The sequence below is a fragment of the Anaerosalibacter massiliensis genome (genome assembly GCF_024623155.1).
GTDB classification, from domain to species: Bacteria; Bacillota; Clostridia; order Tissierellales; family Sporanaerobacteraceae; genus Anaerosalibacter; species Anaerosalibacter massiliensis.
On sequence record NZ_JANJZL010000002.1, the window covers coordinates 345,625 to 366,370 of the forward strand.

The window sequence follows — 20,746 nt, forward strand, 5'->3', positions numbered from 1 at the left end:
ATATAAAGAGTATAGGGTGGGTTTGCATACCCACCCACATTTTATTTATCGTACTATCAATTTGTCTTATTATCTTTATTTACCATGTAAAGATTTTTTAATACTATGAGTAACCATTCTACCTTTACGTTTAACCATGTTTTTAACAATTACTGGTTTAAGTTTTTCAAAAGGTACATTTTGGGCATCATATTTTTTCACAAGTGATATAGCGTCAAACTTACATTTAGTTGTACATGAACCGCATCCTATGCACATATATTCATCTACAACTGTAGCACCACAGCTAAGACAACGTTCTGTTTCCTTTCTAACTTGTTCCTCTGTAAATGTAGCACGCAAATCCTTAAAGGATGTTTTAGCTTTATTTCCATCAACGTGACTTGTTCTTTGTCTTGGAAGATGATCATATCCTGCAAGGTCTAAATTTTCTTTGTCAAATGCACGGAATTCTCTCCTGTCACGGCCAATAACCAAATCTTGTCCTGGGTGAACATAACGGTGGATTGAAATTGCACCTTCTTTACCTAGAGCAATGGCATCAATAGCAAATTTAGGACCTGTTACTGCATCTCCGCCAGCAAATACATCTGGTTCTCCTGTCTGAAGAGTAAAAGAATCTACTTTTATTGTATTGTTTGGATTTAGTTCCATTTTTGAGTTTTCTAGCAACCCACCCCAATCCATTGCTTGCCCTATTGAAAGCAATACGTTATCTGCCTTAACAATCTTTGTTTCATTTTCATCAAACTTAGGGCTAAACCTTTTATTTTCATCGAAAACTGAAATACATTTCTTAAATTCTACACCAACAACGTGACCATTTTCTGTGACAACACGCTTTGGACCCCAAGAATTGTTAACTCCAATATCTTCTGACAACGCTTCTTCAATTTCTTCATCAAGGGCTGGCATTTCCTCTCGACTTTCAAGGCAGAACATCTCAACTTTTGAAGCTCCAGCTCTTGTAGCTGTTCTTGCAACGTCAATAGCAACGTTACCACCACCAATTACAATAACATCTCCTTCTAGCTCTATGTCATTGCCTAAGTTGACATCTAGTAAGAAATCAACACCTGTAATAACACCTTCTGCATCTTCACCTTCAATGCCAAGTTTTCTACCTGCCTGAGCCCCAATTGCAAGATAAAATGCTTCATATCCTTGATTTCTTAAATCTTCAAGGCTTATATCTTTACCTACTTCAACGCCCATCTTAAACTCTACACCTAATTCTCTTAAAATATCGATTTCTGCATTTACTACTTCTTTTCCCAATCTATAGGAAGGGATTCCAAGGGTTAACATACCACCAAGGGCTTTTTGTTTTTCAAACACTGTTACATTATAACCGTCAATGGCTAAATAGTAGGCACAAGATAGACCTGAAGGACCAGCACCAATAATAGCAATTTTATTGCCATATTCATGTCTTATTTTTGGTATATAACGGTTATCCATGTTTAAATCTTGTTCTGCAATAAATTTTTTTATATCATCAATAGCAAGCGGCTCATCAATATCTCCTCTAGTACATACAGATTCACATGTTCTTGGACAAATACGCCCACATACTGCAGGGAATGGATTTTCCTTTTTAATAAGTTCAAGTGCTTCCGTATACCTTCCTTGAGAAGCTAGCTTAATATAGCCCTGAACTGAAATATGAGCTGGACACTGAGTTTTACAAGGACTTGTTCCAGTATCAACAACATTTTCTCTATTAATACGATAATCTGGATTCCATTTATCTGGACCCCATTTTGTATTAGATGGAAAATCCTCTCTCTTCTCAACAACTTGTGCCTCAGCACATAATTTTTGACCTAATTTTAATGCATTAACAGGACAAACTTGAACACATTCTCCACAAGCAACGCATTTATCTTCATCAACATGGGAAACATAATTTGAACGGACCATATCATTGTTCAAAAACATTCCAGCAGTTCTTAAAGATAGGCAACTACATCCACAACAGTTACAAATTGCGTGAGTTTTTCCTGGGCCATCTGTATTTGGAATTTGATGCATCAAGCCATTTTCTTCGGCTCTTTTTATGATTTCAAAGGCTTCTTCTCGAGTAATCTCTCTACCTCTACCTGTACGAATATAGAATTCTGCAGCATGACCCATTTGAATACACATATCTTCTTTTAAATGTCCACAACCTTCTCCCATAACTTCTCTAGCTGTACGACATGAGCAATCTGAAACTGAAAAAATTTCATTTTCATTAAGATATTTTGAAACTTCTTCATAAGATGCCCTTCTAGTTTCACCCTCAATAGCCATTTCAATAGGAATAACACGCATAAGCCCTGTTCCTATGGGAAAAACACCTGCTGTTTGAGGACCTCTTACTCTTCCATATGCTTCAAAAGCTTCTGCAATTTGTGGATATTTTTTAACATTTTCTTTGTTGTTAACCATCATTTCCATAATACCCGGAACCCATATCTCAAGCCAATATTTATCAACGCCATCCTTCTTACCAACAAAACAGGCACCAGCAACGGCTAATTCCCATAAAAGTTTTTCTGTTTCTTCTAAAGATTTTCCACATAAAGGAGCTACCTCTTCCGCACTCTTGGGTTTACGAAACTCTAAACAAAGTCCTACTTCTGCCATTTCTTCTGTAACAACAGGTTCTAAAATCATATATTCAGGATCTGTCGCTGTATACGCTGATTTTGAGCCAGACTTTTTCCCACCAATATGATTAGCAAAATCCAATACTTTTTGTTTGATCATATATTTCCCCTCCAAATTTGAATTTATTATATTCCTACTGTCCCTTCCAATTTTTTACTTCAGTACGAATCCAATCTGCCCATTCATCAATTCCTTCACCTGTTCTTGCAGAAATAGGGATGATTTTAATATTCGGATTTAGCTTTTGAGCACGTGCTTTAACTGCTTCTAAATCAAAATCAAAATAATCTATTACATCAATCTTATTAATCAGTAGAACATCCACCATTGAAAACATTAAAGGGTATTTTAGAGGTTTATCATCCCCCTCTGGCACACTTAAAATCATAGCGTTTTTAGATGCACCAGTATCAAACTCTGCTGGACATACTAAATTGCCTACATTCTCTAGAATAACAAAATCAATATTTTCTGTACCAAGCCCTAACAGTCCCTGCTTAGTCATATCAGCATCCAGATGGCACATGCCACCAGTGTGCAACTGGATAACTTTCGTACCAGTTTCAGAAACTGCATGGGCATCCACATCAGAATCAATATCTGCTTCCATGACACCAATAGTCATATCTGACTTCAATGCTTCAATAGTCCTTAAAACCGTAGTTGTTTTACCTGAACCTGGTGATGACATGAGATTCAATAAAAAAGTCTTCCTCTTTTTTAATTCATCTCTAAGTAAATCTGCTTGCCTATTATTATCTTCGAAGACACTTTCCTTGATTTCTAAGACTTTAAAAGTTTTCATATCTTACATCCACCTTCCCATAAATTTTTATTAAGTTCCAAATTTCATAGGACATCTCGATGAAAGTTGTTATTATTTTGTCATTTTCATTGTACATAAAATGAAAATAACTGTCAAAGAATAGAAGTGTTGAAATTTCAACGTTTCTTGACTTTATGTTTTAAGTTTAGTTTACACTTATAATAAAAATAAATAACATATTTACCACTCACATTGGAAGTTTTTACAGAACTATATGTAAATTTAACTTGAATGTAAAAAAATACTCAAATAAGTCAGAATGTTATAGATTATCAATTAATTAATGTTACATTATGAAGGATACTATTAAAACTCTTATCTTTTATTTCCTAGGTTAATATGTTATTTTTTAATATATTCTCTTAAAAATAAAATAAGTTTTAAAAATATAAAAAATATTTTTTATCTAGAAGAATTCTTATATGAAGTGTACCTCATTATATAGTCCAGCCTACTTTATAGCTTTAGATAATCTTGGTCTAAAATCCCTTTTCTAAATTTATGTTAAGATATCCACCATATTTTTCAGCCATTATATTATACAATGGTTTTCCTAACATAAAAGTATATATTTCATCTGCTTTTTCTATAACATCAATATCTTTAAATTCATCAGGATATAATGTCTTTCCTAAAAAATATATATCAGCCATAGCAGTCTCAATATTATTATAATATGAAACATATGGTAGTTGTCCATAAACTTCACCATTTTTTACAGCAGATAAAGCATTATAATAGTCTGGATTCTTTTGGTAATCTTCTTTTACAATATTCATCCCATTTTCATCAATTACAATTATGTCAGGATCCCATTTTATAAGCTGTTCTCTATCAATCATTACAGAACCAGGTTTTCCCACCTCATCTGCAACATTTTTTGCACCAATAACATTTAATGCAGGAGAATTGCCTGATGTACTTTCAATTCCATGAACTCCCTTGTAACTTAATGCACCTATATATACACTTGGTTTTTCATCTTCTGGAATGTCTTTTGTAAGATTAGTAAGCTCAGTTTTACATCCTTCCATATATTCAATCAATTCTTTTGATCTATCTTCCTTTCCAACTACTTTCCCAATAATGGTCAAAGCCTTATACATATCTTGATCAAAGACTGCTGAAGAACCACAGCTTATAACTACAATTGGTACTCCTATCTTTTTTTGAAGTTCTTCAATTTGATCCACGTCTAGAATATCTCCAGCAATAATAACATCAGCATTTACATCTATAAGTAGTTCTGGATCTGGATCAGCTGGAAATCCTTCTCCTACTAAAGGAAGTTCTTCTAATTCAGGGTTTGCAAGTATATAAGGACGTCCAGTTTTTGAAGATTGTTGACCCTTCTCAACTCCTACAAGTTTTTCTGTGCCATTAACATAAGTATACAGTCTAAGTGCAGATCCTATTGCCACTACTCTTTCAATTGGACCCTCTAAAACCACATTACGACCTACCATATCTGTAATTTTAATAGAGTTAGAGCTATCGGCTACATCTTCCTTTACATTTACTAACTCTTTTGTCTGAGTACATCCAGTCAATATTGTTATAACAAATATGATTACTGCTAATAATGTACTTAACTTTTTCTTCACCTTTCATCTCTCCCTTTTTTCTTTTTCAGCAAAAAATCTTGATCCTAATGTTTAAAAATACTTTATATAGGAATAACTACTGGAATACCTAAATACTCTTCTATTACAACATCTACACCATATACACTCTTAATTGATTCTGAGTTTAAAACTGTTGCATCACCAAAGGCAAAAAGTTCACCTTCTTTTATCAAAATAAATTTGTTAGCAAACCGTAGTGCTAAATTTAAATCATGCATAGTAACCACCGCTGAAATTTTTTGTATATTAATAATTTCCTTAATTATACTGAGCACCTCTATTTGGTTTTTCAGATCAAGATTGCTAGTAGGCTCATCCATCAATAGAACTTTTGGCTGTTGAGCAAGTGCCCGAGCTATAATAACTTTTTGAAGTTCACCACCACTGAGTTCATTAGTATATCGCATAGAATAATTCTCTAAGTCTAATAAACGTAAAATATCTTCTACAATCTCAATATCATTTTGACTTACATCCCATTTTATATATGGTTTTCTTCCAAGTAAAACAGAATCAAAGACTGTTTTTTTTGAATAGTCGTGACTTTGTGGTACATATGCAATGTTTTTTGCAAGTTCTGTTCCTTTTAATGTAGAGCTATCAATACCGTTTATATATACCTTTCCTAATTGAGGGTTCAATATTTTACTTAAACACTTTAAAAGAGTTGATTTCCCTGCCCCATTGGTTCCTAAAACTGCCAGATAATCTCCTTCTTCTAATGAAAATGTTATTTCTTTAATAACATCATTTTTTGGATATGAAAAACTTATATCATCAGCTAATAAAGTCATTTACCTACATCCCCTTTATAAGAAAATAAAGAAATAATGGTGCTCCAAGAAAAGATGTTACAGCCCCCACTGGTAAAGTTTGTGGTGATAATAATACTCGTGCTAGCGTATCAGATATGAGTAATATAAAAGAACCCATGATTGCTGATGCAGGTATAAGATATCTATTATCACTACCAATTAATCTTTTTGTTATTTGAGGGCAGATTAAACCTATAAAACCTATTATCCCTAAAAACGATACAGTAACAGCAGTGATAACTGATGCCATAAACATTCCACAAAGTCTTATTCTCTCAACATTTACTCCAAGACTCTTTGCAGTATCATCTCCACTATCTAATGCATTATAATCCCATCTGTGATATATAAAATAAATTATAGATATAGCAATTAAAATACCCATTATTATGATTTCATTCCAAGATGCTCGACCTAAATCTCCAAATGTCCAGAAAATAACGGCGGCTACTTTAGTTGTATCTCCAGAAAAATACTGGATAATCATGGTACCTGCTGAAAAAAGAGAACTTAGTGCTACTCCTGCTAAAATAATACTCTGTGTAGAAAAACGACCTATTTTAGATAAGCTAATAATTAATAAGGTAGACCCTATTGAAAAAGACATTGCACAAATTGTAACAATATAAGGATTGAAAATTTGTATCTCACCTAAACCGGTGCTTACTATGGTGCCTGCACCTAATAAAATAATAGCAACATTGGCTCCAAAAGCAGCAGCATTTGATATACCAAGTGTAGAAGGAGATGCTAGAGGATTTTTTAAGTTGTTCTGCATAATGCATCCTGCTATTGATAATCCCGCACCTGCTAATATCCCTGAAACTACCCTTGGCATACGGATATTCCTTATGATAGAAATTGATTTATTATCTCCTAATCCAAGAATAGCTAAAATCACCTTTTTAGGCTTAATAGGCATTGCACCTGCATTTATAGCCCAAAAAAATGCAACAATTGTAACAGCAAGTAAAACAATAATAATAAACTTTTTCCTAATTATATGGTGTTCGTATACATTATCCTGAAATAATACTCCTCTATTTTTCTTAATATTCACCACATCCTTAATTCTAATTTACTTATTCTTAGAATTATATAATATTAATGCATTAAATAATTTATATAGCAATTCTTCAATTTTTAGTTGAAAAACCGTAAATCTAAATATCCAATATCTATAGATTACCCCACCCTCTTGAATATTCATTAACACAATCTAGGCAAACCTTCTTTCCCCCTTGAAGTCGTATTTTATGTTCTGGTGCTCTTTCGTTGCATTTTTCACAAATTACTGTAGTAAATATCCTTGCTTTTTCTGGCAATTTAACATTAACTCGTTCAATCTTAAATACATCTTCTGCTGGTGCTTCTAGAATATACTGTTGTCTTTTTTCTCTCTCCATTTCCTTTTCATCATATTTTAGCATTAATCTAATACTATCTTCATTTTCCCTATTAATAAATGTAAATGCCATCTTTCCAGTATCTTTTAGAATTAGGTTTCCCTTTCCCATTGTGCAACCAGTTATAACTTGAACTGCATCTACTCCACAAGCATCATTTTCTGTTATACATACAATTTCTTCATCTTTGGAAAAATTTAATGACATTTTTTCCCTTGCTATTTGAGATGCCCTGAATCCAATAGCTAATCCTGGACACTCGTGTCCATGAAATTCAACACATTTATTCCATAGTTCTCTGTTCATTTTTATTCCCCCTTAAATATCAAAATTATACTAATGTCATAATCACTCTATAAATTTTCATTGTATTCAAATGTTACGGAACATTTCGATTAAAATTGTATATAAAATGAGAATACCTGTCAAAAAAGAGGAATAATGAAATTTCAACGTTCTTTAACTTTATATTTCAAGTTTAGTTTACATTTACAATGAAAATAGATAGCATATTTAACATTTATTATAAAACTTTTTATAGTACTATATGTAAATTTAACTTGAATGTAAAAAAGTCCTTCAAATAAGCTAAAATACTATAAATTATTGATTGAATTGACGTTAGACTATCTGGAACAACTTAAAAATAAACTCACAATTTGAATTTGAATAATACAATAAAATCTCCTTAAGCTAGCAATGCTTAAGAAGATTTTTAATGTATAAATCGATTTTTTCAAAAAAATCTATCTAATAAATTCTCTGAATATCGAATACAGTTTTCAATTGAGAGCATACTCATAATTTCTCCTGCCAAAAATACATTATTTTTACCCTGCATAGCTTCCATTTTATCATAAAATCCACTCTCTAAAGTATGAGTATCCACATAGGGACAATGTTTCCAACGTTTAGCTTGATAAAGTCTTGGATTTTCCACTCCTAATCTTGACAAATCATCTTTAATATAATCTAAAGAAGATATCTTAGAACTATAGGGAGGATTATATGCATAAAGTACCACCATTCCTTCATCATGAGATACGTCCCATCTAGAATCCCATATAGTGATATGTCCACGTCTACTAGATGATAAGTTTTCCAATATACAACCACAGCCCTCGGGAACCTTGTCCACAATGAAAGCATAAACATTAAAGAATTGATATTTTATGCTATGTAAACATTTCTTCATATCTTCATCCCAAAAATGTAGATGTGAAAATTCATCTAGTGGAGCAGTAATAATAACTTTATCAAATTCAAGTCTTTCAAATTGAGTTTGTAACCATAGAGTTCCACTTGAAGATAAAGAAATATCCATTACCCTTTGGCCGAATCTAATATCCTTAACTCCCTTACCCAAGTGTTCTGCCAATGTGAAAACTCCACCCTTCCATGTGTAAAACTCTGGAATCTTCATAAAGGACATTAAATGATTATAATTCATAATCCTAAGTACATAAAGAGCTGGAACTTCATCAATATTTCCTAAGCCAAAAATAGTGAAATAGTGTACATAAATGGTTTTTAAAACTTCAAATTGATGCATATCACACCATTTTGAAAAGGGTAACATCAATGACGGTTCTATGTTCTTAATACTAACATCTTCTAGTGATTTATATATACCCAACACTTGAGGCAGTCTTTCCAACTCTTCCATAAAGCCTCCTAGATCTTCTTTAGGTATCGGCATAATTCTTTGACCATCTGCATTATAATTAGTACGAGATAATTTAGGACCATCTGCTTTAATATTCAATCTTTTCATCAATGATTTAAGATTTGAATAAGAAGGTAACCCAAAAATTGCCCCCAATTCATAAGATTTTTCCTTATACCAAATAGTATGCAATTTACCTCCAAGACGTTCTTCCTTTTCAAAAAGAGTAGTATTCTTATATCCCTTTCTTTGGAGACCTTCAGCTATAACTAGACCGGAAAGCCCTCCACCTATAACTGCAATCCTATAGTCTCTCTTACTCAACTCTACCACCTCGCTTTGGAGAATTTATCAACGCTAGAAGCCAAAGTGGCAATGTGTCCAAATCTGCACCATTTTCTGTTGCCCTTTCTAAAACAACTTCAGCAGGTGATTTTCCTGCATTAGACCCATTAGGAATTATACTACAAAAATTGTATTCCCTTATAAAATTATTAATTGCATTTTCAACTTTTATAAAAGAATCTAAATTGTCATTTAAAGGAACTTTATTGTAAAACTCCATTACTAAAAATTCATTAAATCTCATTATATCATCTAATATATCAGTATCTTCAGGAGAAACAAATATATGATTAATATGAAAGTCCTCTAGAATTTCTTTATATTTATCACCCTTTACAAAATAAGGTAGAAATTCTCTTTCTTTTTCAGTAATTAAATTTTCAATATTTAAATTAAAAGTCTCTAATAGATAAATTAATTTACGCTCAAAATAATGCCAAATATTAATATCTTGCTTTTTATTATATATTTTTACCTCTCCCCATTTTGAAAACGTATCATAGAAACTATATTGATATATTCTACCGATATCTTCAAAAGTACCTATAAAATCAATTCTTTGAATTACTAGATAGCCTGGATAGCCTTCCTTAGAATTAAGAATCCCAAGCATTTTTTTATTATCTTTTCGATTGACTTTAATATGGTGGGGTTTCTTAGTAGAATATTCTATTCGCTGGGCCTTCTTTGTTAATTCATGTCGCTTTAGAACATTGTAAATTCCCGTTTCCCCAATATTAATACCTTCAGCTTTTAACTCATAGTAAATCCTTTTAGGCCCATCGGCTGGATATTTAGCAACATACGCCAATATCTCCTGTTCAATAGTCTTACTCACTCTATTTGGCATTTGAGGCTTTTGGCGTTTCTTACCCTCCAATCCAATTATACCATGCTGTTGATAAGCCCTTTGCCAATTATAAAAAGTTGTTCTTGAAATTCCAAACAGCTCACATGTTCGAGAAACGTTATCCTCTTTCAGAGCATGTTGCAATATTACATACTTGGTATATGCATTAAACCCTTTAGATTTCATAACAGCTCCTCCTCCCCTTTAATGAGCATGTTAATAATGAAAGTATGGTAAATGAGTATAACTATGCTCATGATTCCTTTCCTTAGTTATATATACATAATATTATTAAATATAAATACGATATTCTTCTGAGAAAAACCATTCCTTGGCTTCTTTTGGTATAGGTTCTCCTAATTCATAATTTGGAATTATATCTTGAATCATACATTAGTTTCTCATTTTCCAAAACTTAGCTAATTTCTCTTCTGATTTAATACTTTTAATTCTAATATTATCTGTCATATTGACCTCTATTTAATTTATTGGAAGTTAGTTTTAAGTAATGCCTCCATTGACTTTTAATATTATTGTTATATTCTTTTTCATAAAGAATCACTTTTCAAATCTATTTATATTAAAACCAAGTTGTGGTTTAATCATAATTTGTATAACTTTTATAGTTTGATAATTTTTTAATAAACTCCATATAAAAACTATAACCTACATAATCTTTCTATGCAACTCATTAATTATATAAATTTTACTTGCTTGATATAATTTTCTAAAATCATTAAATCTTTCTAGAATAGAGCCTAAAAAAACCTTATTTTATAAATAATTTTTGCCCGTGACATTATTATAGTAAATTTCTCTACTGTAATAGTGTTCATCTTTCTACTATAGTTTCATATTCCTCAAAAAATTCAGAGAGTTTTTCTGAATCTTGAGATAATCCTACATACCTTACCATATTTACTTCTATTTAAAATTTAGATATTGAAGAAATATAATTTCTAAAAATAAGATTGTTTCCAATAAATATTAAGTATAGCCTTAGATACAATATCAATATTTTTAATTAATGGAAAATTTTCTATTTTCTGTTTAGTTGTATAGGAAAATATAATAAAATATTGGAAAAGAAAGAAAATAGGTGGTACATTGAAGACAACGGAGGAATAAATTATTACAGGTTTGTGTAGTAACTTATATTAGACTACCCCTTAATTTTGGATAGAAACTCATTAATTCTTTCTTTATTGAAATTAGGGGCTTAATAGCCCCTTTCTAGAGATTTTTAAGTCTTTATACACTGATAAAAGTTAACACTTAACTATTTTCAAAAGTCTCTTGATTTTTAAAAATGCAGTCCATCACTCCTCTAGGTATTTCTGTTATATCAGTTCTTTTTGCACTTAATTTTTCTTCTAAAAATTCAAATGCAGTCCAAGGCTTTATTGTATTTCCACAAGTAAATAGATCTACAGCTGCATATTTATATTCTGGCCAGGTATGAATCGTTAGATGTGATTCTTCAATAACAACAACTCCACTAATTCCCCAAGGATTAAACGTATGAAATACACTTTCTACTATTGTAGCTTTAGCCAATTTAGCAGCGCTTAACATATATTTTTCTATTAGCGAACTATTCTCTAATACTTTTCTATCGCAATCATAATATTCAATTAAAATATGTCTTCCTAATTGTTTTAATTTAATCATAGCTTCTCCTTTTCTATACTTATTCTATATTTAACTAGTTCATATTTTTAAGAGATATTTTAGATATTTATCCTCTTCATTAACTTAAATGCTTGATTATTACATTTGTAACATCCTTTTGATTTCAATTTCTCTATAGTATTAAACTTTTCTGTAACTCCTACCTTTATTACCTCACCACATTTTGTACATCTATAAAAGCGTATTGTGGTCTTAAGCTCTCCAGTATATAAAGGCCCCTTATAAGAAGTTTGTATCAATGATTTAGTGACATTAGTAGTCTTAAGAATAATCATTTGTCCTGTATTTCCAATTACTCCAGCTCCCTCATAAGCATTAAATCTAGCTATTACTTCTGAAATCATAAGTCCCATACTTAAAAAATACTTTTGCATAGCTAATTGAAAATCTGGAGACTTATGAGCATAAGAAAAATAAATAGTAAGCCCACTATCATCTTTTAAGGCTTCTATCCCTCTCGAAAGAAATAAATTCATTCCTTTAAGGGTGTAAGGTGGATCTGTGAAAAAACAATCAAATTGATTTTTAAAATCATCTGTTAATGGTATTCTTAAATCTACGCACTTACACTCAATTGGAAGAGATTCTTTTATAGCTATATTACTTATATAATCAGTAACTCTTTTATCAATATCCATTACAGTAATCTTAGTATTATGGCAAATAGTATTATTAAAAAGTCTTTTTAATAAAAAACCCAAAGCCACGCTTACTAAATCATCATCCCCTATGCACAAAATCCTTTTTCCTATCAAAGTATGGTTTTTAAGAGACAATATTGCTCTTTTTAAAGATGTATCTACACTGGATTTTGACTGATCTATAGTGACATCTACTTGAGGACGATTATTAAAAATCACCTTTAACTCTTCTTTTATTTCAATAATTTCTTTATGTTCCTTCCAAGGCTCCATTAATAATTTCATATATAGAGCTCTATTTATTTCCTTGAACCCTAACTGTTCTTCTACAAAACGTATACCCTTGGCTGTAAGTCTTGTTCCCCGATCTTGAATAATTAACCCCTTTTTAATAAATTCTTTTTTTATGGCAGCAACTATAGGAATAGGTAGGATACTGTTTCTTGCTAACTCTTTGGTGGAAATACCTTCTTCAAAATATACTTTTACTAATATATCCTCTATAGTCTTCTTTCCTTCTTCTAATTTTATGTTCGTATTTACTTCCTCTATATAATTAAGCATTATTTATTACCCTCCGTAATTATAATTTTTAGTTTCATTGCATGGTTTATTGAAACTAAAACAACTAATTATACCTATACTAGTCTTTGGAAGTAAAAAAACATGAATAAAACAAAAAAGGTTATAGTAACATAAAGTCACTATAACCTTTTATAACTTAAAATATATGCTAAATAACACCCTAATACTAAGTTTCAATAATAATATGCTAAAAAGCTATATCAAAATATCAAGACTGAAAATGAGCCTATAACTATAATATAGAGTATATAAAAATTCATATTTGATATAAAATAACCTTAATAAATAATGATTATTTATATATATTGCAAGGTTTAATGATATCCATGTTTCTAACTTCCCCTTAAAAAGCCGTCAACAAATAAACCTAAATGGTACTAGGTTTGAACGCTTTCTAAGACACAACTATTTAATTTAGTTGATTTAGTTAAAAACAAATGCGGACATCAAGTTCTCTCCCTTAAATTCTTCTAATATTTACTATTTAGTACCTTGAGTATAACATATAAATTCATTTATTACAAATATAAGTACATATTTCAGCTTTAAAGATTAAATCTTTTCGCAAAGATAAACTATAACACTAAAGGCACCAAGATTTTTTGTAATATAAATTATTTTTTCTTTGCAGAAATAATTTATATCATCTACTTTGAAGCTCATCTTGCATCTCTTCAACAGTATGAAATAAATATTTCGATAACTGCGATTCTACAATTCCTGTTATTTCAAGGCCTTTTTTTCATTCCTCTTTGTTAGGCATACTAATACTATAAGTTTATTTTTCAGTTATTAAAATTTGCATATTTCATTATTCTTATGTTTATGACAATAGATTAAATGATCATGAACCACACCAACTGCCTGTAAAAATGCATATATGGTGGTTGTACCTACAAATTTAAATCCCTTTTTTTTAAAATCCTTACTGATAATATCAGAGAGTTTCGTACTAGATGGCACATCTTCAATCCTTTCCCATTGATTAATAATAGGTTCACCATCTACATACATCCAAAGATATTTTGAAAAACTTCCAAACTCTTTTTGTATTTCTAGAAATACTCTTGCGTTTACAGGAAGTGCTTTTAATTTTAATTTATTTCGAATTATACCCTTATCTTGCATCAATTCTTCAATCTTCGTTTCTGAATAATTAGCTATAATAGATGGATTAAATTGGTCAAAAGCTTTACGCATAGTTTCACGCTTACTTAAGATCGTTTCCCAACTGAGTCCAGCCTGCATATATTCTAATACAAGAAATTCAAATAATACTCTATCATCATGCACAGGTATACCCCATTCTTCATCATGATATTTCTTTTCCATTTCACTTTTTAAAGCCCAATCACAATACTGTATTTCTGCCATTTTTTCTTCACCTCAATGTATATAAATTATTTTCTAATAACTTCTATCCTTTTAATCTTTTCCATTTTCTAATCCTGCTTCGAAATGTCTTAAAAGGAGCTACACTGTTAATATGAATCCACCTAGCCATAGGCCAGTTTGGTTTATCACCTGTCCATTTTCTGTATCCCTGCTGAAATAGTTCTTTCTCTGAAAGTTCCCCTATCCATTTATTATACATATCAATGAGAAAATCAAATTCTTCGATGAATTCTTCTAATGAATAATCTTCATATTGTTTATAAAAATCTCGATAAAGTCCACCAAGATTGTTCCACTTATATTCCTTCGTTGGCATAAATACTTCTTTACCTGAAAGTTCATCTTCATCCCAAGACTTTACAAGATGAAGCCATCCCAACTGATAAGAAATAATTTGTACTGGTGTCCGATCTACACCTTCTACAAAAATATCCTTTTCTTCCTCTTGTACTTCTTGAAATTCATTTATGAATAGTTTTGCTCTTTTATTAAGCTCATCTAATAATTCTTCTTTATTCTTATATTCCATAATGCAATAGCCTCCCTTTCTTTATCATTTCTAAAATCTATCTTTTTTCATCATTTATATTAGAAAATACATTTAGTGATTCAATATATGCTATTACATTTTCATCATAATCAGGATAATCATATTCTAATTTTTGAGCAACAAATTTAGATGCTTCTCTAAAGAGAGAATGACACTCAAACAATGCTTTCCACATTTCTTCATAGGAACTATTTTTATAAGTAACCATTAATCGTTCCCAAACATCTTTTGAAACATACTTATCCATATATTTATAGGATTTCCCTATACTTAGAGAAAAATCTGTTTCTATGCCTGTCTTCCAAGCCATCATCTGCAACAAATTTGGATGGACATGAAAATTAAGATGCTCTGCTGCAAAAAGGATCTCTTTGTGACACAAACCTTTAGAAACATAAGTTGAAACCATTCAAAATTCATTACAACAATCATCAAAAAATTCTGAAGCAAGTTTTTACTTAACGTTGGTCGTTTTCTATTTAATTACTGGTAAAGATTGTGCTTATAATCTTTAGAAATCTCTCCTCAAATAGACCATATCAATAAGTTGAATTCCATTTTCGAAAATAGGGTGATCGTAGTTATCAGTAAAAAAGTTTTTAACTCTATGTGAAATTTTAAATCCACAATGATTATAAAAAGGAATAGTAAGAGGACTATCTCCTGTACCCACAAACATAGTTTTACATTTACCACTATAATAATCAAAAATGTAATTCATAAGGGCTTTTCCATAACCTTGCCCTTGATATTTTTTATAGGTTGCAATATTCTTCAACTCATATATTCCTTCATCTTCTTTTGTCACCACGCAAATGCTTTTCAAATCTCCATCATATAGAGCAAAAACATCTCCACGCTCCAAATATTTATCAATCATATCTTCTTGTTCATCTGCTAGTAGCAGCAAATCAAGAAATTGTTTCTTGTTACCTAAAATTCTTTTAATTTTCATTGCTACACCTCACCAAATATAAATCAACTTTATTTAGAAATCTTTTCCATTAATATATTATTTTTAACATTATATCATTAGAGCTATCTAGAAACACTACTTTTTTTAAAAAAAGAGATGTTTCAAAGAAAACCTGATTTTGCTTTATATTCTACGAAAAGCTTTCGTAGAATTATTAATAATGTAAGTTAGAATTAACGCTTACATATAATAAATAAATTCTTAAAACAATTCATCCAATAAAATATAATACTTAATTTTCTCTCAATCTAGTTAATCAAAATAATTTAAAATTTATATATTAGTATCACGGAGCATTATATAGAATGGCATATTCAGTGATTTATGAGTAACAGTTTGATGAAGAGTAAACCCAGCCTTGCTATATAGTTTTATTGCTCTTTCATTAAACTGAGCAACAGATAGTCGAAAATTTGTCTTATGTCCCAACAAATTTGATTTGGCAAATGCAAGTCCTGCATATAAAAAATCAAGACCTAAACCTTTTCCACAAAGTTCTGATTTCATACCCAATCCTATGTCCAGTGCAGTATCTGAAAATATGAAACCTTCACAAGTGATAATACGTGCACTACTTCCAAAACAGAGATAACCAATTAATTCTTCCTGTTCATCAAAAACAGAATAGTAGCTTTCTTCTAAAAGCTCTTTGACTGTTTCATCATTATCATGAAAGTTATAAAAATCATAAGGGCTTGGATATTGCCATTTAGCTATTTCTCGAGCATGTGCCTCGTCAAGAAATATAATTTTATATTCACCATATATGCTTGTTATAGTTTTATTTGACATTTATCTATAAATACCTCCAAAAAATATATTGTAATAAATAAAGAACATTTCTTACTTTACTTCCTCTATTTCATGAATAAGTTCTTCTAATATTTCTATTCCCTTTCTCATACTATCCTGGCTAGAAGATAATAAACTAAATATCTCATCCACCCTTTTTTTATAATCTTTTGGCTTTTTTTTAAAATTATCAATCATTGCTACTGCCTTTTTTTCATTAATACAGTATTCTTCATTCTTAGCAAATAATACTTGATTTAGACAAGAAATAGCTCTAAAGCAATGACCTACAACATAATAAATATCATCCTTGTCTATATTGTCCTTAGCAAACATTAAAGAAAAATTTGCCTCAAACATAAAATATGAAACTATAGCTTCTTTTAAAGCTTTAGGATATGGTATAGTTTTAGACTTTAACTTTGCAATTTGATTAGTTTTATCTACTAATATACGACAAATTGAAATTTCTCCCATATACATAGCATTTATATAAGCATGGGGATGCCCTGTGTGATAATGAGTAGATACAATTCCAGATGTACATTCCTCTATAACTTGAGATACCCTTTTTATATCTCTAAAAATTAAATCTACATGATAACCATCTACTATTATCCACCCGCCTCCATTTATCCATTCTCCCCACTCCCCTAAATTAGTAACTAAATTCTCTCTATGTTCATCATCTAATTTGGTAGCTACCTTGCTAACTTCATTGGTATCAAATCCTAAACTTTCATCATAGTATATTCCAATATCAATATCAGAGTTAGGTCTATTTGTACCTCTTGCCCTTGACCCACCTAGTACTACCCCAACAATTCCCTGTATAGGTTCTAATTCCCTACTTATTTTTTTTAAGAATGTTTTCAATAGTCATAAAACTTCCAACTCCCTTATCTTCATTTTAAATTAGTATGTTTTCATTTTCACTTTGTTTTTGAAATAGATATCTTAATCTATCTTTATATAGTTCTCATTTCTCTTTTTATCTTCATTAAATAAAATAATCTCCCCACTATCTATAAGAACTAACCCCATAAAAACTTTCATAATCATTGTTTTCCCTGCACCGTTAGCCTCTAATAAACCAATTATTTCACTTTTCTCTATTTCAAAATTTACATGGTCTAAGGTCAAATGAGTCTCATACAATTTAACCATATCTTTAAAAACTGCTATCATCTAAATTTACTCCCTTATTTCTTTATTGAAGCAAATATAGCTTCAATAATAAGTTGCCCACCAATAGCTACAACAAAAGGTATCCAAGCATATTTCCAACCTAATTTAAATCCAACTAAAGGAATTGCTCCAAAGGCAAATACCCATAATGCTCCTGATATATTTCCGTGTATCATCATTGTTTTTGAGTCTGAGTAATATTCTATCCATTGTTTCTCCCAATCAACTTTGCTCCTTCTTTTCTCAGTTAATCCTAGATATATAAAAACTATTGCTGAAGGAATAACAAAAACCATCAAAGTTCCTAATACCCCTGAAAGTTCAACTCCTGCTGTAAACGGCAAGTACTTTTCAATAAATTTCGGAAAATATTTTTCATGAATAATTTCCAGTTTTTAATCCTCCAAAAAAGATTTTCTATGAGTGAGTCGATAACTTTGACCAGTCATATTAAATAATTCACATTTAAAGGTAAGTCTATCAAGTATAGCTGTAGTTAATGCTGGATCTCCTAAAAGCTCATTCCAATCTCCAAATCCTTTGTTGGATGTAATTATTACAGAAGCTTGTTCATGTAATGATGATATTAATTGAAAGAACATATTTGCCTCTTCACGATTTATTGGCAAATAACCTATTTCGTCAATAATTACAAGATCTGAAGAATGGATTTTACCTATCCTTATTTTACTCTTTCTATAGATATCCTGTGTTTTTAGTGCATACATTAGATTATCCATTGATATAAAACTTACCTTGTATCCCATATCAATAGCCTTATAACCTAAAGCTATTGATATATGTGTTTTCCCTACGCCCGGAGGGCCTAAGAAGACAAGGTTATATATTTTATCTATCCAATCCATTTCTAAAAGTCTATTTATTTGCTTTTTAGTAATTGATTTTTGAAATTCAAAATCAAATTCTTCTATTGTTTTTATAATTGGAAGACCAGAATTTTTTAAACGACCTTGTCTTCTTTTTTCTTCTTTAGCAACTATCTCTTCGTTTAAAATATTGAGTAAAAAATCTTGATAGGATAAGTCTTTTTTCTCTCCATCCTCAATAAAATCCTCTGCTTTTCTACAAAGATTAGATAATTTTAATTCCTTTGCATATTCTTTTATAGTATCATTTTTAGTTAACATTTTATCCCTCCAATGCTTTCACATATTCAGATGTATCTCTCACCTGAGTTTTAATATTATATTTTTGAGGGATAGAAGGAATGTTTTCAGTACTTCTATTTTCTGATTTCTGGGATTCTTGTAATTTATATTTTTCACTTAAGAATTCAATTGTATCTTTAAAGCTTACAGCACTAAATAGCTCTCTTTCTATACAATATTCAAGAGATTTTTCAATAAGTTCATCTTCTGTAGCTTTACAAACCTTACATATTAAGCTATATTGATCCCTTATATATCTTGGCTTTTCAGTACTAATACTATAGAGAAAATATCTAGCCTTATCACTATTATTAAGTTCATTTAAAGTATCATTATATAATTTATCAATCTTTGATGTTTTATCCCTTTCGGGATGATCAAGCTTTATCAACCTTCCCTTTAATATACATTCTTTATGTTCTACTATTATTTCACCTGAGTCGTTATCAACTATTTTTATTACACCATCTAAATTAGTAATTCCAACTTTTTTACCAGGTTCATATGTACTCTTTGGAACCTGATATCTATTCTGCTTATATGAAACAGTATTGTCTTTTCTTACAGTATAAGTTAAAATTGTATTAGGCGATGAATTAACAAATGTTTCTGTAACCGGAAGAAGGTATTCCTTTTCAGTGGTATATACCTCTTTCGGTATCTTTTTTGTTGTTCCATGTACATTAGCATTTCCTGTTCTTTCAAGCCATAAAAGACAACTTCTGTTGAAATCATCTATGTTTGTGAAGGTTCTATGATTAGCAAAATTATATTTTAAATATTTAACAACAGCCTCAATCTTTCCTTTACTTTCTGGGTCATATCCTCTGCACATCCTTACTCTAATCTTCATAAGATCTTTAAAATTTTGAAACTCTTCTGTAAAGATTATATCTCCATAATTTTCATCAACAGCTAACAATCTATCTTGGTCATATACTATCTCTTGGGTCTTACCTCTAAAGTATTCAAATGCTTTAGTATGTGCTTTGATAAAATCACTAGTTGTAAATGGTTTGTCTTGCCAGTAGGCATATTTCATTCTTGAATGAGTAAGTACCATTGCAAAAGCGTAAACTTTAACTCTCTTTCCTTCAATATCTTTTAACCATATCTCACCAAAGTCAACTTGTGCTTGATATCCCATTGGAAGTTCAGGTACTGCCTCATACTGTCTTGTATACTTAATTTTTGGTATATAATATTTCTCTCTTATATATTTTACATAATTTCTTACACTCCTGTCAGTGCATTGAATATTGCCATACCTTTCTTTTAACCAATCAAGTATTTGTGATGAACTCATATCAGGGAAATCCCTTAGCCATCCTACTATTTCACTCTCATATTTATCTAACTTCTTCTTTTTATGTTTTCTTCCTTCCATCATTTTTCCAAACTCCTCTGCTGACATATTCCAGTACTTAGAAACTGTTCCATAGTCTAAATCTAAATATCTTGAAATCTGAGATTTCTTTAATCCTAACTCTTTCATGTTTTTTATTTCATTAAACATTTTCCATACCTTCAATCCCATCTTCACTCCACCTCCTGTAAAATATTTTACAGG

The 20,746-nt window shown here is 30.6% G+C and carries 20 protein-coding genes; all 20 read right to left on the reverse strand.

Features of this window, described 5'->3' with window-relative positions; all coding sequences use genetic code 11:
• Positions 1–75 precede the first annotated feature (75 nt).
• On the reverse strand, positions 76–2,754 hold the full coding sequence (locus NSA23_RS04735) for an FAD-dependent oxidoreductase (RefSeq protein ID WP_042679372.1): 2,679 nt from the start codon (positions 2,752–2,754) through the stop codon (positions 76–78).
• A 34-nt stretch (positions 2,755–2,788) separates the two neighbouring features.
• Complete coding sequence (hypB, locus tag NSA23_RS04740; protein ID WP_042679374.1) at positions 2,789–3,460, reverse strand: hydrogenase nickel incorporation protein HypB; 672 nt, start codon at positions 3,458–3,460, stop codon at positions 2,789–2,791.
• 500 nt (positions 3,461–3,960) lie between these two features.
• Positions 3,961–5,085 carry an iron ABC transporter substrate-binding protein gene (locus NSA23_RS04745; RefSeq protein ID WP_042679376.1) on the reverse strand — a complete coding sequence of 375 codons (1,125 nt, stop codon included), beginning with the start codon at positions 5,083–5,085 and terminating at the stop codon, positions 3,961–3,963.
• A 62-nt stretch (positions 5,086–5,147) separates the two neighbouring features.
• Positions 5,148–5,900 (reverse strand): ABC transporter ATP-binding protein, encoded by a 753-nt coding sequence (locus tag NSA23_RS04750; RefSeq protein WP_042679377.1) that lies wholly within the window; start codon positions 5,898–5,900, stop codon positions 5,148–5,150.
• A 4-nt stretch (positions 5,901–5,904) separates the two neighbouring features.
• Positions 5,905–6,981, reverse strand: coding sequence for a FecCD family ABC transporter permease (locus NSA23_RS04755; RefSeq protein ID WP_222704718.1), 1,077 nt, complete (start codon positions 6,979–6,981; stop codon positions 5,905–5,907).
• Between the two features lie 118 nt (positions 6,982–7,099).
• Positions 7,100–7,633 carry an FmdE family protein gene (locus tag NSA23_RS04760; RefSeq protein ID WP_042679380.1) on the reverse strand — a complete coding sequence of 178 codons (534 nt, stop codon included), beginning with the start codon at positions 7,631–7,633 and terminating at the stop codon, positions 7,100–7,102.
• 430 nt (positions 7,634–8,063) lie between these two features.
• The gene (locus tag NSA23_RS04765) at positions 8,064–9,317 is read right to left on the reverse strand and encodes an FAD-dependent oxidoreductase (RefSeq protein ID WP_042679382.1); all 1,254 of its coding nucleotides are present in this window, start codon (positions 9,315–9,317) and stop codon (positions 8,064–8,066) included.
• Positions 9,310–10,374, reverse strand: a complete 1,065-nt coding sequence (locus NSA23_RS04770; RefSeq protein ID WP_042679384.1) for a helix-turn-helix domain-containing protein — start codon at positions 10,372–10,374, stop codon at positions 9,310–9,312. Before NSA23_RS04770 ends, NSA23_RS04765 begins: the two co-directional genes overlap by 8 nt.
• Before the next feature lie 1,089 nt (positions 10,375–11,463).
• On the reverse strand, positions 11,464–11,859 hold the full coding sequence (speD, locus tag NSA23_RS04775; RefSeq protein WP_081915165.1) for an adenosylmethionine decarboxylase: 396 nt from the start codon (positions 11,857–11,859) through the stop codon (positions 11,464–11,466).
• Between the two features lie 59 nt (positions 11,860–11,918).
• Positions 11,919–13,085, reverse strand: a complete 1,167-nt coding sequence (locus tag NSA23_RS04780) for a bis-aminopropyl spermidine synthase family protein (RefSeq protein ID WP_042679387.1) — start codon at positions 13,083–13,085, stop codon at positions 11,919–11,921.
• An 813-nt stretch (positions 13,086–13,898) separates the two neighbouring features.
• On the reverse strand, positions 13,899–14,480 hold the full coding sequence (locus tag NSA23_RS04785; protein ID WP_276537024.1) for a DNA-3-methyladenine glycosylase I: 582 nt from the start codon (positions 14,478–14,480) through the stop codon (positions 13,899–13,901).
• Between the two features lie 43 nt (positions 14,481–14,523).
• Complete coding sequence (locus NSA23_RS04790; RefSeq protein WP_042679388.1) at positions 14,524–15,030, reverse strand: ClbS/DfsB family four-helix bundle protein; 507 nt, start codon at positions 15,028–15,030, stop codon at positions 14,524–14,526.
• A gap of 37 nt (positions 15,031–15,067) precedes the next feature.
• Complete coding sequence (locus NSA23_RS04795; protein WP_050069721.1) at positions 15,068–15,460, reverse strand: aminoglycoside 6-adenylyltransferase; 393 nt, start codon at positions 15,458–15,460, stop codon at positions 15,068–15,070.
• A 102-nt stretch (positions 15,461–15,562) separates the two neighbouring features.
• Positions 15,563–16,006 carry a GNAT family N-acetyltransferase gene (locus tag NSA23_RS04800; RefSeq protein ID WP_042679391.1) on the reverse strand — a complete coding sequence of 148 codons (444 nt, stop codon included), beginning with the start codon at positions 16,004–16,006 and terminating at the stop codon, positions 15,563–15,565.
• Positions 16,007–16,300: 294 nt separating this feature from the next.
• The gene (locus NSA23_RS04805; RefSeq protein WP_042679393.1) at positions 16,301–16,819 is read right to left on the reverse strand and encodes a GNAT family N-acetyltransferase; all 519 of its coding nucleotides are present in this window, start codon (positions 16,817–16,819) and stop codon (positions 16,301–16,303) included.
• A 51-nt stretch (positions 16,820–16,870) separates the two neighbouring features.
• Positions 16,871–17,695: a nucleotidyltransferase domain-containing protein gene (locus NSA23_RS04810; RefSeq protein ID WP_042679395.1), complete on the reverse strand. Its 825-nt coding sequence runs from the start codon at positions 17,693–17,695 to the stop codon at positions 16,871–16,873.
• An 81-nt stretch (positions 17,696–17,776) separates the two neighbouring features.
• Positions 17,777–18,007: an ATP-binding cassette domain-containing protein gene (locus NSA23_RS04815; RefSeq protein ID WP_042679397.1), complete on the reverse strand. Its 231-nt coding sequence runs from the start codon at positions 18,005–18,007 to the stop codon at positions 17,777–17,779.
• Positions 18,008–18,021: 14 nt separating this feature from the next.
• Positions 18,022–18,351 (reverse strand): hypothetical protein, encoded by a 330-nt coding sequence (locus NSA23_RS04820; RefSeq protein WP_257490288.1) that lies wholly within the window; start codon positions 18,349–18,351, stop codon positions 18,022–18,024.
• Positions 18,352–18,402: 51 nt separating this feature from the next.
• Positions 18,403–19,155 (reverse strand): IS21-like element helper ATPase IstB, encoded by a 753-nt coding sequence (istB, locus tag NSA23_RS04825; protein ID WP_042683166.1) that lies wholly within the window; start codon positions 19,153–19,155, stop codon positions 18,403–18,405.
• A 1-nt stretch (position 19,156) separates the two neighbouring features.
• Positions 19,157–20,713, reverse strand: a complete 1,557-nt coding sequence (gene istA / locus NSA23_RS04830; RefSeq protein ID WP_222704824.1) for an IS21 family transposase — start codon at positions 20,711–20,713, stop codon at positions 19,157–19,159.
• Between the last annotated feature and the right edge of the window lie 33 nt (positions 20,714–20,746).

Bases quoted from the DNA above. Each gene is read 5' to 3' on its own strand.
- NSA23_RS04735 (WP_042679372.1), bottom strand. From the start codon at position 2,754: ATGATCAAACAAAAAGTATTGGATTTTGCTAATCATATTGGTGGGAAA.
- hypB (WP_042679374.1), bottom strand. From the start codon at position 3,460: ATGAAAACTTTTAAAGTCTTAGAAATCAAGGAAAGTGTCTTCGAAGAT.
- NSA23_RS04750 (WP_042679377.1), bottom strand. From the start codon at position 5,900: ATGACTTTATTAGCTGATGATATAAGTTTTTCATATCCAAAAAATGAT.
- NSA23_RS04760 (WP_042679380.1), bottom strand. From the start codon at position 7,633: ATGAACAGAGAACTATGGAATAAATGTGTTGAATTTCATGGACACGAG.
- NSA23_RS04770 (WP_042679384.1), bottom strand. From the start codon at position 10,374: ATGAAATCTAAAGGGTTTAATGCATATACCAAGTATGTAATATTGCAA.
- speD (WP_081915165.1), bottom strand. From the start codon at position 11,859: ATGATTAAATTAAAACAATTAGGAAGACATATTTTAATTGAATATTAT.
- NSA23_RS04780 (WP_042679387.1), bottom strand. From the start codon at position 13,085: ATGCTTAATTATATAGAGGAAGTAAATACGAACATAAAATTAGAAGAA.
- NSA23_RS04785 (WP_276537024.1), bottom strand. From the start codon at position 14,480: ATGGCAGAAATACAGTATTGTGATTGGGCTTTAAAAAGTGAAATGGAA.
- NSA23_RS04790 (WP_042679388.1), bottom strand. From the start codon at position 15,030: ATGGAATATAAGAATAAAGAAGAATTATTAGATGAGCTTAATAAAAGA.
- NSA23_RS04795 (WP_050069721.1), bottom strand. From the start codon at position 15,460: ATGGTTTCAACTTATGTTTCTAAAGGTTTGTGTCACAAAGAGATCCTT.
- NSA23_RS04800 (WP_042679391.1), bottom strand. From the start codon at position 16,006: ATGAAAATTAAAAGAATTTTAGGTAACAAGAAACAATTTCTTGATTTG.
- NSA23_RS04805 (WP_042679393.1), bottom strand. From the start codon at position 16,819: ATGTCAAATAAAACTATAACAAGCATATATGGTGAATATAAAATTATA.
- NSA23_RS04815 (WP_042679397.1), bottom strand. From the start codon at position 18,007: ATGATAGCAGTTTTTAAAGATATGGTTAAATTGTATGAGACTCATTTG.
- istB (WP_042683166.1), bottom strand. From the start codon at position 19,155: ATGTTAACTAAAAATGATACTATAAAAGAATATGCAAAGGAATTAAAA.
- istA (WP_222704824.1), bottom strand. From the start codon at position 20,713: ATGGGATTGAAGGTATGGAAAATGTTTAATGAAATAAAAAACATGAAA.